Source organism: Synechocystis sp. IPPAS B-1465, assembly GCF_003015225.1.
GTDB lineage: Bacteria > Cyanobacteriota > Cyanobacteriia > Cyanobacteriales > Microcystaceae > Synechocystis.
Window position 1 is genome coordinate 25,954 of sequence record NZ_CP028100.1, and the last position, 17,008, is coordinate 42,961.

Annotated in this window: 16 protein-coding genes and 1 pseudogene; 15 read left to right on the forward strand and 2 right to left on the reverse strand. The window is 47.9% G+C overall.

Annotated features, from left to right (window positions below):
• Positions 1-60 precede the first annotated feature (60 nt).
• The 5 genes and pseudogenes from C7I86_RS18275 to C7I86_RS18295 all read left to right on the forward strand — a co-directional run bounded on the left by C7I86_RS18275 (position 61) and on the right by C7I86_RS18295 (position 5,861).
• Positions 61-558 (forward strand): Rad52/Rad22 family DNA repair protein, encoded by a 498-nt coding sequence (locus C7I86_RS18275; RefSeq protein WP_011153848.1) that lies wholly within the window; start codon positions 61-63, stop codon positions 556-558.
• Positions 559-1,272: 714 nt separating this feature from the next.
• Positions 1,273-4,638 (forward strand): hypothetical protein, encoded by a 3,366-nt coding sequence (locus C7I86_RS18285; protein WP_011153850.1) that lies wholly within the window; start codon positions 1,273-1,275, stop codon positions 4,636-4,638.
• A 31-nt stretch (positions 4,639-4,669) separates the two neighbouring features.
• Positions 4,670-4,777: pseudogene (locus tag C7I86_RS19345) on the forward strand (DNA cytosine methyltransferase); the annotation flags it as partial.
• Positions 4,725-5,117, forward strand: a complete 393-nt coding sequence (locus C7I86_RS18865; protein WP_223211262.1) for a hypothetical protein — start codon at positions 4,725-4,727, stop codon at positions 5,115-5,117. The pseudogene C7I86_RS19345 and the gene C7I86_RS18865, both read left to right, overlap by 53 nt.
• Positions 5,118-5,444: 327 nt before the next feature.
• Entirely contained in the window at positions 5,445-5,861 is a 417-nt protein-coding gene (locus C7I86_RS18295; RefSeq protein ID WP_011153853.1) for a cytidine deaminase, read from the forward strand.
• A 114-nt stretch (positions 5,862-5,975) separates the two neighbouring features.
• Here the strand turns inward: C7I86_RS18295 and C7I86_RS18300 are convergent, their stop codons facing one another.
• Positions 5,976-6,209, reverse strand: coding sequence for a hypothetical protein (locus tag C7I86_RS18300; RefSeq protein WP_011153854.1), 234 nt, complete (start codon positions 6,207-6,209; stop codon positions 5,976-5,978).
• Positions 6,206-6,811, reverse strand: a complete 606-nt coding sequence (locus tag C7I86_RS18305) for a ParA family protein (RefSeq protein WP_011153855.1) — start codon at positions 6,809-6,811, stop codon at positions 6,206-6,208. The genes C7I86_RS18300 and C7I86_RS18305 overlap by 4 nt, the downstream gene beginning before the upstream one ends.
• 393 nt (positions 6,812-7,204) lie before the next feature.
• Between C7I86_RS18305 and C7I86_RS18310 the strand changes: the two genes are divergently transcribed.
• The 10 genes from C7I86_RS18310 (at position 7,205) to C7I86_RS18355 (ending at position 17,005) form a co-directional block, all read left to right on the forward strand.
• Positions 7,205-7,627, forward strand: a complete 423-nt coding sequence (locus C7I86_RS18310; protein WP_011153856.1) for an arsenate reductase family protein — start codon at positions 7,205-7,207, stop codon at positions 7,625-7,627.
• 63 nt (positions 7,628-7,690) lie between these two features.
• Positions 7,691-7,984, forward strand: coding sequence for an HNH endonuclease (locus C7I86_RS18315; RefSeq protein ID WP_071822683.1), 294 nt, complete (start codon positions 7,691-7,693; stop codon positions 7,982-7,984).
• A 115-nt stretch (positions 7,985-8,099) separates the two neighbouring features.
• Positions 8,100-8,690: a DUF305 domain-containing protein gene (locus tag C7I86_RS18320; RefSeq protein ID WP_011153858.1), complete on the forward strand. Its 591-nt coding sequence runs from the start codon at positions 8,100-8,102 to the stop codon at positions 8,688-8,690.
• Between the two features lie 6 nt (positions 8,691-8,696).
• The gene (gene rppA / locus C7I86_RS18325; protein ID WP_011153859.1) at positions 8,697-9,395 is read left to right on the forward strand and encodes a two-component system response regulator RppA; all 699 of its coding nucleotides are present in this window, start codon (positions 8,697-8,699) and stop codon (positions 9,393-9,395) included.
• Positions 9,382-10,734, forward strand: a complete 1,353-nt coding sequence (gene rppB, locus C7I86_RS18330) for a two-component system sensor histidine kinase RppB (RefSeq protein ID WP_011153860.1) — start codon at positions 9,382-9,384, stop codon at positions 10,732-10,734. The genes rppA and rppB overlap by 14 nt, the downstream gene beginning before the upstream one ends.
• A gap of 63 nt (positions 10,735-10,797) precedes the next feature.
• Positions 10,798-12,435 carry an efflux RND transporter periplasmic adaptor subunit gene (locus C7I86_RS18335; protein ID WP_011153861.1) on the forward strand — a complete coding sequence of 546 codons (1,638 nt, stop codon included), beginning with the start codon at positions 10,798-10,800 and terminating at the stop codon, positions 12,433-12,435.
• 51 nt (positions 12,436-12,486) lie between these two features.
• Positions 12,487-15,627 (forward strand): CusA/CzcA family heavy metal efflux RND transporter, encoded by a 3,141-nt coding sequence (locus C7I86_RS18340; RefSeq protein ID WP_011153862.1) that lies wholly within the window; start codon positions 12,487-12,489, stop codon positions 15,625-15,627.
• 14 nt (positions 15,628-15,641) lie between these two features.
• Positions 15,642-16,121, forward strand: coding sequence for a hypothetical protein (locus C7I86_RS18345; protein ID WP_011153863.1), 480 nt, complete (start codon positions 15,642-15,644; stop codon positions 16,119-16,121).
• Between the two features lie 260 nt (positions 16,122-16,381).
• A complete protein-coding gene (locus C7I86_RS18350; RefSeq protein ID WP_011153864.1) occupies positions 16,382-16,690 on the forward strand; it encodes a hypothetical protein in 309 nt (102 codons plus the stop codon).
• A gap of 111 nt (positions 16,691-16,801) precedes the next feature.
• Positions 16,802-17,005, forward strand: a complete 204-nt coding sequence (locus C7I86_RS18355; protein ID WP_011153865.1) for a hypothetical protein — start codon at positions 16,802-16,804, stop codon at positions 17,003-17,005.
• Positions 17,006-17,008 lie beyond the last annotated feature (3 nt).

Genomic DNA, 17,008 nt, shown 5'->3' on the forward strand with positions numbered 1-17,008 from the left:
CAAAAAAAATGGCGAACCAAAAGGGACACCACTCAAATACTATCCATAGGATAACAAACCATGCTCCTAGCCGAAATTCTCGAAAACCTACGCCAACCCATTGCCCCCCAATTCATTAGCCAGAAAAAAACCTTCAAAAACAAAAAACCGACTGGTTCCGTTGATTTTGTGGCCTGGTATGACCTAGCGGACTTGCTCGACGATCTTTGTGGCCTGGGGGGTTGGGAATGGTTAATCATCGACACCCAACAAATTGGCGATCGCCTAACCCTCACCGGCTCCCTCACGATCCATGGGGATGACCGCAGTTTGACCAGGCAGGCCACCGGCACTGAAGACATTGATTGCAATAGCTACGGTGATCCAAGCTCCAATGCGGAGGCCATGGCCCTGAGAAGATGTTGCGCCAAGTTTGGCCTGGGCCGTGACCTATGGCGGAAAAACAAACCCCAGCCCCTCAAAATGGGACAACGGCAAGAACCAGAGAAACAGACAGTTTTGGCCCCTGGCACTATCTCACGGGAAGAATGGCTCAAGAGAAAACAAGCCAAATCCTAAATAAAATTTCAACCGTCAGTGACACTGAGGGATTCTTGCCCCGAGTAAGCTTTAACCATTGCGGGAAAGTACTTTGGGGCAAAAATAGCCCGGAGATTTAACTATAACCAAGATTGATAAGACCTATAAGTTTCTGTATATTAAATGACTTTTTTACTTTAGCTATTTAGCTAGAAAGTATTTAGATTTATCTGCTCCCACTTAGGAAACAATGCTGATAACCTCTCTATGACTCAAAACTTAACGGTTTTTTATTTCTAGCGCAATTACAAAAACGATGCTACTACCCCCTCACGGTCAACCCAAAGAAAAAATTTTCAAACTCCTTGAAAAAGATGGGACTTTTAAGTTATGGTCTTGAATTACTAGCCTTTACCCCCGGAGTTCTTCTACCCCCATACCCCACTAAAAAAGGCAACGGGCAAAAAAGGCCCATCGCCAATAACAAAAAAATAGTGCAAAATCCTGTAAATTTATTGGGAGGATCCAGCGTTCCCCATTCAGTATTTAGAGGTTTGAAATGTTTCAGCGGCAAGGTCAGCCGCATCCTGTAGTTCCCCAAAACAACCAAAGACCCAAATTCCCTCTTGCTTGGCGGCGGGTGGAATTCAGGTCTGCTCTAGTTGTCCTAAGAAAGGATGCGTATCTAGAAAGAATCGATGTTTGTGCTCTTTGGGAGAGCAAGAAGCAACCAAAGGGAAGGAGGCTTCTGAGATGAAGCATTATAAAACTTCACACGGGGCCTATTCTAGCGCATTCTCCCCCCTCCTAGTCAATAACCCGAACCATTCCAGCTTTGGGCAGAACAAATTACAACCCACCAGCCGCCACAATCCTTGCCCAGTCTGCGCTAAAACCAATGGCAATTGCCGCACCATAGCCGATGGTGGGGTACTGTGCATGACTTTCCCCGACGGAGATGGTCATCCCGATTATCGCTACGTCAAACCCAGTGAGAATGGACTTTGGGGTGTTCATTACCCCCGCAAGGATGGTGATTTTGACCGACAAGCCTGGGAAAAAAGGAAGGAGGAGAGGGAAACCAGAAACCGAGAAATTGAACGGCAACGGCTAGAGAAATGCCTAGACCCGGATCGTCGGGATGCTGAAATAAGGGGCATCCTCAGCCAACTCACTTTGACCGATGGAGCTCGCCGTTACCTGGAAAACCGGAGCGTTCCCCCAGAAATTATTGACCGCTGTCGTTCTGTTAAGAGGTGGCAGAAATTAGCCCAACCTGCCCACGTTAACCTTGCCGGGGTATCGAAGTTAGGTAACCAACTAAACAACGGTTGGGATGGGATTTTAGAGGTGGTTCCTGACCATCTTGGTCGATTGATAGCAATGCGGCTACACGACCCAGACCATAAGACCACTGGCAACCCTAAATATGTTTGGCTTAGCAGTAAGAAGCGAGGTATCACTCCCCACCTGGCTAACGGGGAAAACCCCATAGGACTGTTTTGGCCCGGTGGACTGGCCAGCACCGCCAAACCCCAACGGATCGGATTGTGTGAGGGATTAGAGTTTAAGGCCCCCGCCGCCGCCAATCGCTTGGAATTCCCTGTCATTGGATTCAGTGGCTACCAGTTTTTACAGTCCCCCGAAACCCTTAAGGAGATAATCACCAACCTTAATCCCGATGCTCAATTAGTTCTGATTCCCGATGGGGGAAGTGTTCAGGATGCCCGGATAAGCCGTTCCCATGGCGAAACCTTAGCAACCCTAACCAACCCCGTCACCGTTGCCTGGTGGGGACAATTTACCAAAGCTGATGGCGACATTGACGAGATAGCGGGCGATCGCCTGGTTGAGTTTATCTCCCCTGAACAATTTCTTAGTTACTGTCCCCAACGACCCAAAAGCAAAGTAGAACAGTTTGCCGACTGGATTACTAAGCAGGTCAAACGGGTTAAACCCCAGGGCTTTGGTGCTCCTGTGATTGGGGGGGAACTGTTCACCGGAGACCGGGTTGATGCCCTAATTAAACAGCTAGAAAAAAATCGCTACGTTCTCGATGCTTCCTGGACTGGGGATGGTAAGTCCCATGCCATTGTCCCCCTGGCTAAGGCCCTGTTACATCGACTGGAAACATTGCATCCAGAGCAGGAAATCAAGATTTATCTGACTTCCCATTCCTACCGGCAACCCACGGTGGAGGCTTTAACCGCCATTCAAGCCATGCCCACCCGCCATGGAGACCGGTATTTTCCCCATGGGGAGCTAGAGGAAGCGGCTAACTGTATCCGTTCTAGGCAGTTTAACCAGGTGGCGGAAAAGGGCTATAACCCCCACCAGGGCGGTAAACATAATCCCATTTGTCACTCCTGCCCAGCTTTTAACTACTGTGGTACTGACCCCGGTATGTTCCGCCAGCAACGGCGCTTAGCCCTGCAACACCAAATTATTCGCTGTCACCCCAGCCAAATTCCCGCTAAAGGGGAAAATCAACTGACCGTGGTGATTTGGGATGAACCGGCGGAGGAGCAACCCACCAAAACCATCAATACCAATATTGGGGAGCTAGACCAAGAAATTGCCTACCATCGTCGCCACTCCCAGTTATCATCTGCCCAAAAAAATATTCTGGATCAAATAGCATCTCTGCTAGAAGGGTTAATGGCTGACGCTCCCAAGTTGGGCCTGGACACCGCTGATGTGCTTAACCATAGCCAAGAGCTTAACCAAGAACTACTGGGGGAACTAATTACCCTACTGGAGCAACGGGAACGGGACTTATTTGATATTTTTCCAGCTCCCACCTTGGCCACCTTCAAGGATAACCAGGAAGTTTTTGCAGGTTTAACGGCGAAGGAAACCGCCAAACTCAAGGGCCAGTTCCGCCGCAGTAATCAATACGCTGTGGGGGAAGCGACGAAAATAACGGAGGAAAAACTCCAGGAATTACCCAGCAATGGCCTAATTCATCTACTCCGTTGCCTCCATGGCCAGGCCTCTGTCCAAATCCAATTGTTTCCCCAAAATCTGCTGCTCACCATCGATCGCCGTCACGAGTTGGCCCCCATTCGGGATGCTGATTATGTGATTGCCCTGGATGCCACCAACAATGGGGCGGATTTTGCCTGTTTGCTCAACCTGGCCAAGGACGAGGTGAAAGTAATCAAACGGAAAACGGAAAAACCTTTCCAGAATCTCAAGGTTGTGCAAATTGTGTTGCCGGGGTGGGGTAGCTCCCGACCCAGTGACAAGGCCATGGAAAAGGCGATCGCCGTCAAAGACGCATTATTCCAAGCCTATGGCCCCATGCCAGTGCTCACCTACAAGGCCCAACTGGAAACCCTATTGGCGGAGGGGCAATGGTATCGGGATAGTCGGGGTAGTAATCAATTTGAGGGTCAGCCCCAGATGCTCTCCTGTGGTTTACCCCTGCCTAACCTGGGGGCCATCAAGGCCCAATTCCTGGCCACTGGCGGACAAATTGAAGATTTTGAGGAACATTACCACCGCCGCTCCCAAAGGGAAGTCCTGCAAAACTTTGGTCGTCAACGGGCTAACCGCTACCCCCGCCAGCAATTTACCCATTTCATTGTCACCGGCGACCCCCAGCACAATGCCATCCATGACCTAAGTTGGGTCAAGAAATTTGGGGCGGACTATGTTTGTCTCCATGGTTTTGAAATTACCCCCCACGCTGGCGATCGTTCCCAGATTGCCCGCTGGCATATTGTCGAGGCGATCCGTTCTGGCTTCACCACCGGCAGTGCCATTGCCGAAAAGCTGGGTTGCAGTCGTCGCAATGTGACCGATGTGTTGACCAATGCTGGAGCTACCCTCACTAAAGTTACCAAGACATTACTGGATACAACTGAACTGGGAAGTTCCTCTTATAAACCCCCTATAAGGCTCGGTTCCCACCTGGAGGATCTGCCGCCGGAAATTTTGGCTTTACTAGGAATTGACCTCCCAGAGGCGATCGCCGAAGTGGTGGAAATTATCCAAATTGTCGGTTGGCGATCCTTTGCCGAGGACTATTTACCCACTTTGCCCCAGCGTTTACGCTCTACTATCCTGGCAACTTTCTGGTCTTTCCTTGATACTGGTCCCCCGGCCCCTGTTTGACTTGTTTTTTAACTAAACTGCAAACCTCAATATGAAAAGGAGTTTTAGCCATGGAACCCTTAAACACCTCGACCTATTTGCCGGATGTGGGGGATTCACCCTGGCCGCAGAACAAACCAGAGGAAAAATACAAACAACTCAGTTTGTTGAAATTGACCCCGACTGTCACACCATCCTCCAGCACCACTGGCCCCAGGGTGAAAATAAAACTTCGATGGCCCTTACCAGAAGTACGCCGCCGGCGATCTAGGGGTCAGGGTAGTGGTTATATCCGACTGTACTATTGCGAAAAACAGACCCGCTCCGGTAAGAAATCCTATGAGCAGTACTACTATCACTATGAGCTTGAACTGAAGGGGAAACGGGTTAAACGCTCCGCCTATATTCCCAAGGATAAGCTTGATATGGTGCAGGAATGGGATAGAAAGAAAGTGGATGTAATCCTCATTCTGCAATATCTTGGCAAGGCAACGGACTAATTGACCCCACAACGGCGATCGGTTAGCCTCTTCCGATGGACTGGTGTGGATTGCATAATTAGCCCCTAGTAATTTTTGGAGACTGTTACCTGATCTTTGTTGGATGAACTGAACTTTCACCTAGTTGAGTTTGTAGCCTGATGCGTATGCGAATTACCAAATATTTGCGTACTTGGACTTTTGGATGTTTAGTCAGTTGCCATAAATGCTTTTTGACTACATTGGAAGAATCCGTTTTATTCTCGAAACCCCTGGTAATTTTTTTGAGACTGTTGGATAGCTAGAAAGTACAGTAAAGTCACCAACGGATAATTCGGGGTTTTGCCAATGGTTGATATTTGTTGGGAGCAGTTACATCGATCTGCCATTGAGGTTCGACAAAATGCCTATGCCCCCTATTCTCATTTTTTAGTGGGGGCGGCAGGACTCGTGGATGACGGGCGAATTGTTGTTGGTTGTAATGTCGAAAATGCCTCCTATGGCTTAACCCTTTGTGCCGAGTGTGGTTTGGTTTCCCATTTGATAGCTACTGGCGGGGGACGTTTACTGGCAGTGGTCTGTGTTGATAGTCAGGATAATTATCTTGCTCCCTGTGGCCGCTGTCGTCAGGTTTTGTTGGAGCATGGCGGTAAGGAATTACAAGTTATGACCCCCACCGGGCCGCTATCAATGGCTGAATTATTGCCCTGGTCATTTGGCCCACAAGATTTACGTCGGATTGGTGGATTGAACACAAACCCCTAGTAAAATAACTTGCCCTGTTGCGTATGCAAGTTGACGAATAATCGCTGACTTGCGTAGAAGCTTTTGAAGCCAAGGTTTTTCAATTGTGACTATCCACTGACTTGCGTACTTGCTTTATTGATTACTCAACCATTCAGATAGCAGGGCCTCAACTAAATCAGAAAAATCTCTTTTTTCTTCCTCTTGGAGCAAGGCAATTTTGACATTTCTATAGGTTTCCTTGCGGATATAGGCAGAGACTTGTTCATAATCTGGGTCGCTACGTTTGCCTTTTGTTTTAGGTTTCCTTTGGCTTTCTGTTGGGGCCGTTTGTTTGTGACTGTCCAAAATCCCTTTAAATTTGCTCATGTCAAAATCTCCTCAACAATTTCTTTTCCAGTGGCTTTGTAGTCAGACCAGGCTATACCCGCTTTTGAATCACTCACCTCGGAAACAACAACACCGTTAAGGGATGCCTTCTGAAAGGCGGAATAACGTTTAATTCCTCTTTTAAATAGGGGTAATCCCGCAGTGGTGAGTAACTGTCGAGCCTCGTCACCATCTTTCGAGGGGTAAGGGGGAATAATGGTTAGCAAAATACGAAAACGGTTATTCCCTAATTTTTGCAGTGTCTCAATTGTCAGCATCAGGGCATCCAGGGCGAGGGCATCCGGTGTGGACGGAATCACCAATAGGTCGCATCCATCGGCAAGGGCTTCCAGGTCTTCATCTTCAGGCCGAGCTTGAGTGTCAATCACAATGTTTTGATACTTGGGGGCATATTTGGCGGCCTGCCTTTCATCGACCACCTTAAAAGGGAGTGATCCTCGTTTACCCCACCCAGTTGCACTGCGATTTGGATCGCCATCTATTAATAGCGTTTCTCCTTGAAGTGCCAAATAGGCCGAGAGATGAACTGCTGTTGTGGTTTTGCCTACCCCGCCTTTAAAACTGGCAACGGTAATAATCATACTTAGTTGTTTGAAAGTTTAAATAATTAACGATTCAGCAGTTTGATAAGCTAGTTATGTGAGTACGCATTCTAAGACCTTATCCTGTCTAGGTTTTGTTCCTTGATTATTTGCGTATGCATATCATTGACAATGTACCATGGTGCCCGGCTGTATTTTGTCCTCTAATTTTTTACTAGGGGTTTCAAGTTATGACTAAAAAATTACTAGGGGTTTAAGATGAAAGGCGATCGCTATTCTCCTGGCGCACTGCGAAGCGGATCTTCATGATGTGACTGTCAATCTCTAATTAGCTGGGAATATGTGGCCCACAGTTCCCTTAAAAGGGTGGTTATGCCAAAAAACCCTATTATTTAGACAAGATTAATGTGACATCTAGGATTGACCGAAAATATGATCGTTATCTACCACAATCCCGACTGTGGCACCTCAAGAAACGTTTTACAGTTGATTGAAGCGGCGGGTTATTTACCCCAGGTTATTGAGTATGTGAAGGAAGGTTGGACAAAACCCCAATTGTTGGGTTTATTTGCGGCGGCGGACTTAACTCCCCGTAGTGCTTTACGAACAACCAAGTCTCCTGCCGCTGAACTGAATCTCTTAGAAGAAACCGTCACGGATGCTCAAATATTGGATGCGATGGTGGAGTATCCGATTCTGGTAAACAGGCCCATTGTCTGTACCCCCAAGGGAGTCCGGCTCTGTCGTCCTAGTGAGGTGGTTTTAGATTTGTTGGATCATTGGCCTTCTGGCCCATTTGCCAAAGAAGATGGCGAACTGATAATAGATGAACGGGGAAATCGCGTTTACACCTAGATAGTTCCCTAAAACCTATGCAGGTTAAGAGTTTGATGAAATTACTAGGGGTTTGTGGAGTTGATGAAGGATGACCGTTATTCTCCCGACTGGAAAAATATAGCCATCACCAAAAAGCAGTCTGTTCATTGGGTCTGTGAATGGTGTGGGGTGCAATGCCTCAAACCTGGGGAGGGGAAGGGGTTATTGAAGGAGGAACGGTATCGACTCAGGATGGCGGTTCATCACTGTGATTATGATCCAGGTAATAACTCCCCTAGTAATTTGATGGCTGTATGCTCCCCCTGTCATCTTTATTACCACCGGAGGCAACAGGGGAATATAACACCAGGACAGCTAAAAATTACTATTAATTGACCACAGGACAAAAGCATGAACTGGTAGCAAATTTGCAACACCACTAAATTTCATCCTGATTTCATTTTGCTTTGCCAGACTGGAATTAGAGAAGGAATAGGAGGTAAGCATTCCCGTGGGTAATCAATTCTGGATATATGGGTTGGCAGGACTACTCCTCAGTGGTTCAGCGGCTGGGGTAACAGCGGTTTATCGCAATCAATCTCCACCGCAGATGATGGCCCAACAAGGCATGCACATGCAATGGACAGACCAAAGTTTTATCGAAATGATGACTCCCCACCATCAAGATGCCATTGATATGGCGGAGATGGCTCTACAAAAAGCCGAACATCCTGAACTCAAAAAGTTGGCACGGAATATTATCCGAGACCAGGAAAGGGAAATTAAAGAAATGAAAACCTGGTATCAGCAATGGTTTAAACGACCAGTGCCTGCTTTGTCGAGCCAGGGAATGATGGGAATGCACCAAGGTCACGGCATGATGGCGATGGATTTAGATGCTTTGGCCACCGCCCAAAACTTTGACCGGGAATTTATTCGTCAGATGATTCCCCACCATCAAATGGCAGTGATGATGGCTAGCAATTTAAAAACCAATACGGAACGGCCGGAGATGGATAAATTGATGGATGACATTATCCGCTCCCAAAGTGCGGAAATTAAGCAAATGAAGCAATGGTATCAAAACTGGTATGGCCAGTGAGGAAGCATGAGATTGTTGCTGGTGGAGGATGAACCTGATCTAGGAATGGTGCTGGAAAAAGCTCTCCGTCGCGAAAATTACGTAGTTGATTGGGTGCAGGACGGCAACCTAGCCTGGAGCTATTTAGACCAGGGTTGGGTGAACTATACGCTAGCTATTTTTGATTGGATGGTACCGGGGTTATCGGGGTTGGAATTGTGTCAAAAACTCCGGGGCCAAAGGAGTTCTTTACCGATTCTAATGCTGACAGCGAAGGATCAAATTGCAGACCGGGTTGAGGGTTTAGATGCAGGGGCCGATGATTATTTAATTAAGCCCTTCGGCATGGCGGAACTATTAGCCCGTTTACGTTCTTTGCAACGGCGATCGCCAGAATTGCAACCCCAGCAGTTACAGGTGGGGGACTGGCGATTAGATTATGGAACTTTTGTGGTAGTAACGCCAGATAAACAGCAAATTTCCCTAACGGCTAAAGAATTTCAGCTTTTAGAATATTTTATGAAGCATCCCCAACAAATTCTCAGTAGTGAACAAATTAAAAATCAACTGTGGGCGCTGTCGGCGGAATCCACCAGTAATGTTGTAGCGGCCCAGGTGCGTTTGCTCCGGCGAAAATTAGGGGAGTATAGCCATGGCAATCTCATTGAAACTGTGTATGGCTTAGGGTATCGTTTTCAGCCCCATCCAACCCATGCAGAACAATAGATTATTCAATCTATCCCGTTGGCGTTTAGCCAGTTATTACGCTGGGGTCATGGGACTTATTTTGGGTCTTTGTGGCCTAGCGGTCTATGAAATGACTTCCCAGGATCATTGGCGATCGCTGGATCAAGAATTAACCTCTTTAGCAGGAACCCTCCATGATGGACTGGAACCACTATTACAACAACCGGGGCAGTTAGAGCCCTCGGTTAAACAAATTTTGCCTAATCTTTGCTTAGGTACAGTAGCTTGCCCTAGGTCGCCTCAACGGAGGCATATTCTCAACGCAACCCAACAGCCGGGCTATTATGTCCGGTTTTTGGACTTAAACGGTCAATTATTAGCAACGGCAGGGGAAAATCCCCCAGGCTTAGCCTTTGAGCGGGAAACCACCCGTCAAAAACCATTAACGGATCAAAAAGGGAACCGCTATCACCAAGTTTCTTTGCTGTTAAAAACCACCACTGGTGAACCTTGGGGCTATTTAAAGGTGGGGCGCTCCTTGGTGGAATATGACCATCATTTGCACACGATCCAAGGCTTTTTAGTTTGGGGTTTACCCATTGTGATGATTGTGGTCGGTGGTGCTAGTTGGTGGTTAGCAGGCTTAGCCATGGAGCCGGTTTATCGTTCCTACCAACAAATCCAGCAGTTCACCGCTGATATTGCCCACGAATTACGTACACCGATTACGGCGATTCAGGCAACGTTGGAAACGACATTAAATGCAGAACCTAATGCTGAAGAAACCCATAGCACCTTGCAAACCTTAAAACGACAAAATTATCGTCTCAGCCATTTAATCCATGATTTATTACTCCTCTCCCGCATGGATTTAACAACAGTTAATCCGACCCAGTTTACCCTTTGTTGTCTCAATGATTTAGTTGAAGATTTAACCGAAGAATTTGCCAGTTTGGCGATCGCCGCTGGGGTATTGTTATCTGCGAAGTTAGACAATCAAGCAAATATCTGGGTCAGGGGAGAAGAAGAACAGCTTTATCGTTTGGTGGGTAATTTAATCAGTAATGCCATTCACTACACCCCAACGGGGGGCGAGGTAACCGTCATGCTTGAGACCGATAAACAGCAAGCCATCATCAAAGTCCAAGATACGGGCATTGGTATTGCTTCGGAGAATCAAAGCCGGGTTTTTGACCGTTTTTATCGGGTGGATACGGCCCGGTCTCGACAACGGGGAGGGGCAGGATTAGGCCTTGCCATTGCCCAGGCGATCGCCGTTAAGCATAGGGGGTCTTTAACGGTGGAGAGTGAATTGGGGCAAGGCAGTCTTTTCACCGTCCAGTTGCCCCTTGTTTCTGCACCGATAGTTCAGTCGTAATTCCATTTCATCTTGGTTTCATATTCCTGTGAAACACTAAGAACGTTGCGCTGTCGGAATTCTATGCAAAACCGGATCATTGTTCAGGGTTGGGCGTTCCCCCTGCTGTTAGGGTTGCTGGTAATGTCTCCCCAAGCGACCCTAGCCCATGCTGGCCATGGGGATGAATTCCACCAAAGTGAATCGGCTCAGTCTGCCCAGGGTATTTCCCTTGATGGGGACACTATTCGTCGCCTGGATATTCAGGTGGAGCCTTTACAACCCCGTTATCTAGATACGGGCATCAGGACAACGGGTCAGATTGAAACCCTACCGCAACAAAGGGTTGAGGTCACAACACCCGTGGGGGGAAAATTACTCGAGTTATTAGTGAATCCAGGGGAAAGCGTTACAGCCGGTCAACCCGTCGCCACTATGACCAGTGCCGAATTGGCAGAACTACGCACCACCGCCCAAGACCGTCGTAGCTCGGCGATCGCCGCTGTGGAAGAGGCCCAAGCTGATCTGGAGCTAGCTCGGGAAAATTACCGCCAACAACAACAGGTAGCCCAGAGTGAAATTGAAGAAGCCCGCCTTGCCAAGGAATTTGCCCAGGAGCGTTATGACCGAGACCGGGAACTGGAAGCCAATGGTGCCCTGCCCCGTCGTCAGTTTTTAGAATCAGAAGTGGCCTTAGCCCAAGCCCAGGCTAATTTAGTGAGAACCCAAAGTCGTTTACCGGTCAGTGAAGCCCAAGCTCAAATTAAGCGGGCCCAAGCTGCCTTAAGCGTGGCTCAAAAACAGGTCAAATTGAGCGAGGAAAACTATCAAACCCGTTTACAACAATTGGGGACTGATGCCCGCCCCGATGGCACCATTGTCATTAAAGCCCCCATCGATGGGATCGTTGTTGACCCCGCCACTACCCCAGAACATGAAATCAAGGTAGGAGAATCTCGCCAAGATGCAGGGGAGCCAATTTTTACCCTAATTAATAGTCAGCAAGTTCAAGTTTCAGCCAATATCTACGAGAAGGATCTAAACAAAATTCGCCGGGGCCAAGGAATTCGGGGCTGGGTGAGTAGTTCACCCGATAAAACTTTTAGGGGCAGGATTAATCAAATTGGCTCCGTGGTGGAAGGAGAAAATCGTATCGTTGCGGTGAAAGCAACCTTGGATAATCCCGATGGTCAACTGAAACCCGGCCTGTTTGTGGAGTTGGAAGTCCTAACTGACCGTACTTCGACCCCTGTGCTAGCAGTTCCTCAATCAGCCATTGTCAAAACCAATGATCAGCAAAATCTGGTGTTTGTGCAAAACGGCAATGTCTTTGAACCCATTACCGTTACCCTGGGGCAAGTTTCCGGGGATTGGGTGGAAATCACCGACGGTTTGTTTGCCGGGGATTTAGTGGTCAGCCAACGGGCCAGTCAGCTCTATGCCCAATCTTTGCGGGCTAAACCAGCAGAAAAAATAGAAGAGACTGAAGAATCTACAGAAATAACTGCATCTACCTTTACATTGCCTGGAGCACCGCCATGGCTTTTACCCCTGGGGGGAACCGTTATGGCCGCTGGATTATTTTGGGCCGGTAGCCTGTGGGGAAAACGCCAACAAAGTCAGCAGTTGCGGGAGCCTAGCTTAACGTCTAGCCCAGAGGAACCATCCCTGGAAGTTGAAAAAGTCCTGATTGAAACCCCATCCCACCAGGATTTCCCCTAAATAATCTGAATCGCTCAAGTCATCTATTTACCCTTGCTATTTACCTAGAAAATGCTTAATGCCATCCTCAAATGGTCGATCGCCCAACGTTGGCTAGTGGTTATTGGGGCCGTGTTGGTGGCTATTTTAGGGAGCTACAACCTCACCCGGATGCCCCTAGATGTGTTTCCCCCCTTTGCCCCTCCCCAGGTGGAAATCCAAACGGAAGCCCCAGGCTTAGCACCGGAGGAAGTGGAAACTCTAATTACTCTGCCCATTGAAAGTGCGGTGAATGGCACCCCAGGGGTAGAAATGGTGCGGTCTTCCTCAGCGGTGGGCATTTCCGTGGTTAAGGCTATTTTTGCCGATAACACAGACATTTACCGAGCCAGACAATTGGTGACGGAACGGCTACAATCTGCCCGGAGTAAATTACCCAGCGGGGCAGAGGAACCACAAATTTCTCCTGTATCTTCTCCCATCAGCACCATTTTGATGTACGCCTTAACCGTGGAGGAGTCCCCGACAAACCCCCAGTCCAATTTGATGGAAGTGCGGCGGCGGGTTGACCGGGAAATCACCAATCAAATTTTGGCCGTACCGGGAGTTTCCCAAGTTGTTGCCTATGGCGGTGACGTTAAGCAATATCAAGTTTTAGTAGATCCGGCCCGCCTCAAAGGGTTTAATATTTCCCTCCAACAGGTGACCAAGGCGGTGGAAGAGGCCAATGTCAATGCGGCGGGGGGGTTTTTACTAACTGCCGACCAAGAAGACGTGATTCGAGGGTTGGGGCGCATCGAAAACCTATCCCAATTGGCGGATTCTGTGGTGACAGCTAGGGATGGGACACCGATTCTGCTCCGGGATGTGGCGGAAGTGACCATTGGCCCGGCCTTGATGAGGGGCGATGGCAGTGTGGATGGCCAACGGGCAGTGGTGCTGGTAATTGATAAACAACCCCAGGCCGATACCCCCACTGTGACCAAAGCGGTGGAAAGAACCATGGCAGAAGTAAAGGCCGCCCTCCCTGCCGGGGTCAATCTCCAGGTTACGTTTCGCCAAGAAAGTTTTATTGATGCGGCGATCGCCAATGTGCGGGATTCTTTGCGGGATGGCATTATCATCGTCGCTGTGGTGATGGTGGTGTTTCTGATGAATTGGCGCACTGCGATTATCACCCTCAGTGCCATTCCCCTCTCCATTCTCATTGGCATGATGATTTTAGGTTGGTTCGGTCAAGGTATTAACGCCATGACCCTAGGGGGATTAGCGGTGGCGATCGGTTCTGTGGTGGACGACTCCATTGTGGATATGGAAAATTGCTACCGGGGTCTCCGCAAAAATCAAGCTTTGGGTAATCCCAAGCATCCGTTTCAGGTGGTTTACGACACCTCTGTGGAAGTTCGTACCAGTGTGATTTTTTCCACAGTCATCATCGTTGTTGTCTTTGCCCCGATTTTTAGTCTGACGGGGGTAGAAGGGCGGATTTTTGCGCCTATGGGGGTGGCCTATTTATTGTCCATTTTGGCTTCGACCCTAGTGGCCATGACCCTTTCCCCAGCCCTCTGTGCCCTCCTATTAGCCCCCTGCCGTTTGCCCAGTGATGAAACTTGGTTAGCTCGCATTAGCCAAAAGATTTATCAGCCCTTATTAAAGTTCAGCACCCACCATCCCCGCTGGATTATTGGGGCGGCGATCGCCTTTTTTATCTTTTCCCTCAGCCTAGTACCGAGTATGGGACGGGTTTTTTTGCCGGAATTCCAGGAACAATCCTTGGTTAATGCCCTACTGCTCTATCCCGGAAGTTCCCTGGAAGCCACCAATCGGGTTGGTTTTGCCCTCCAGGATGCTCTCAAAGAAGATCCCCGCTTTAGCTCCGTACAATTACGTTCTGGCCGGGCCCCTGGGGATGCCGATGCCGGTGGGGTCAATTTAGGACATTTGGACGTAGAACTTAGTGACGCAGGGATGGCCGACCGGGAAGGGAGTATCGAAACCCTACGGGCTGAGTTTGACAAAATTCCTGGGGTAGCTCCCAACATTGGCGGTTTTATTTCCCACCGCATGGATGAGGTGTTATCGGGGGTCAGAAGTGCGATCGCCGTTAAAATTTTTGGCCCCGACTTAGAACAACTCCGCACCCTCGGGAAATCGGTGGAAACAGCCATGGCGGAGATTCCTGGGCTGGTGGATTTACAACTAGAACCCCAAGTCCCGGTGCGTCAGGTACAAATTCAGTTTGATCGCCTAGCGGCCGGGCGTTATGGGTTAACCGTTGGTCAACTTTCTGAGCTGGTAGAAACAGCATTGAATGGTAGAGTCGCCTCCCAAATTTTGCAGGATCAACAATTATTTGATCTGCTGGTTTGGCTGAAAGCAGATGCCCGCAATAACCTAGAAACCATTGGTAATTTGTTGGTGGATACTCCCAGCGGCACGAAAATTCCCCTAGCCCAAGTCGCTCAAATTAGTTATGGTACCGGCCCCAACACCATCAATCGAGAAAATGTTTCCCGGTTAATTGTGGCTTCTGCCAATGTTAAGGGCCGAGATTTGCGGTCTGTGGTCAACGATATTCAAGCCCAAGTAAAGGAAAAAATTTCTCTCCCCACGGGTTATTTCATCCAGTACGGTGGTCAGTTTGAATCGGAGGAACGGGCTAGTCAAAATCTTTTACTGTTTGGCTTGTTATCCATAGTTGTTATCACAATTTTGATGTATTTCGCGGTTAAATCCCTGGCCGCAACCTTAATGATTATGGTCAATCTTCCCTTGGCTTTGGCTGGAGGAATTTTGGCGATCGCCGTGACGGGGGGAGTTATTTCCGTTGCTTCTTTGGTGGGTTTTATAACTCTCTTTGGTGTGGCTGTCCGTAATGGCTTATTGCTGGTGGATAACTACAATCAAAAATTTGCCCTGGCATTGCCCTTGGCCCAGGTAGTCCAGGAAGGTTCCCAGGAACGATTAGTCGCCATTTTGATGACCGCCCTCACTTCCGCCCTTGGTATGCTTCCCCTGGCGATCGGGACTGGAGCCGGGAAGGAAATTCTCCAACCCCTGGCGATCGTCATTTTGGGGGGATTGTTTACCTCCACCGCTTTAACTCTACTGGTATTACCAGCTTTATATGCTCAATTTGGACGGTTTTTACGTCCATCGGCTAGCGTTACTACTCCAGCATCAACCCCCATTAATGTTCTGACAAAAGTTTAAATTTTAATTTATTTATGAAGTTCTCAATCCCCACCAATCCTGTTATCCTTCTACTCATAGTTTTTCTGCTCAATGCCTGTGGTAATCAAACTTCGCCAACAGATATTTCCGTTAGTCCGACCCCGACTCCTACCGTTTCTCCTACAGAAAATGTTGAGGAGAATAAAACTGAATCCCATGGAGGCCAGGGAGGACAGGTAATTGAAATGGGGGATTACCATTTAGAATTACTTTCCATTAAAGAAGCTGGCGGTTTCCATCTTGACTTTTACCTACAAAAAGGAGTTGACCATAGCCCCATTACTAATGCCATTGTGACCGGTAAAGTTCAATTACCCGATGGTACTCAACAAGACATTAACTTTAAATATAGCGATCAAGACAAACACTATACTGCCCTTCTTTCTACTCAGGTACCAGGGGATTATAAACTGGCGATTTTAAGTGATATTAACGGCGAAAAAGTCAATGGAAGATTCAGTTTTAGCTTTTGAAAAAAGCCATGGACATTAAGAAAATATCTGAGTTCGACTTTGTCCAAATTCCCTAAAACTCAAACGAGAGAGTGAAGGTTCTAGATGCATTGCTTTAAGATTTTCTTAACATTGCTGTCAAACAGTGACGCTTGAAAAGTCAGAAACATTACTCTGAAGGAACTTTAGAATAATCGCTAAGGTTTTTCAAATGGATAAAGTCAGGCTAGAGTAGGTCTTTCTTCATAAACTCTTGGTGATAAACCGAATTAGATGTACTAATGCTCTTAACCAGTATGGATCAAAACGAGTGGGTCATATTTGCAGAATTACAGCGTTCAGACTTTGAGTTGATTGTTTCAATCCTATCTGACCACTTCCCCCGTCTGGAATGGGGTTCACAGTGCGATGACTGGATTTGGATTTATCGCCGGGACTACAAGTTAGAGATTGACTCTTTTTCGTCCATGGAGCTGGAAGTGAAGGCCCAAAGGAAAGCCTATGGTTTAGCCCAGGAAGTTTTGTCCCTGTTGCCGCCTTCAGTATTTATTGACGTTTTTGAATGTCCCAAGTTGGATTTCACTCGCTGAAAACCCGATTAATAGACGTTTTGTTGACTATCACGATTTGTTAAGACTTTGCAACGGGTGATCTGATCCTGCGTTAGCATTCCGTCATACAGTAGAAACCTATCGTCAGTTATGGAAAGTAGGCGATTATCTATCCGGGTTCCAGATCCATTACTCAATCAGTTGGAGTCTTACCTTGACCAGCAGGGTTTAACGGTGACCGAGGGAGTTTTAGCCGCCATTGCTTCCTATGTTGGGGATAACGATAGGTTGCCGCTGGTGGAGAGGGTTAGTCGGATTGAGAAACGGTTGGCGATATTGGAAGGGAAGGGTTAAACG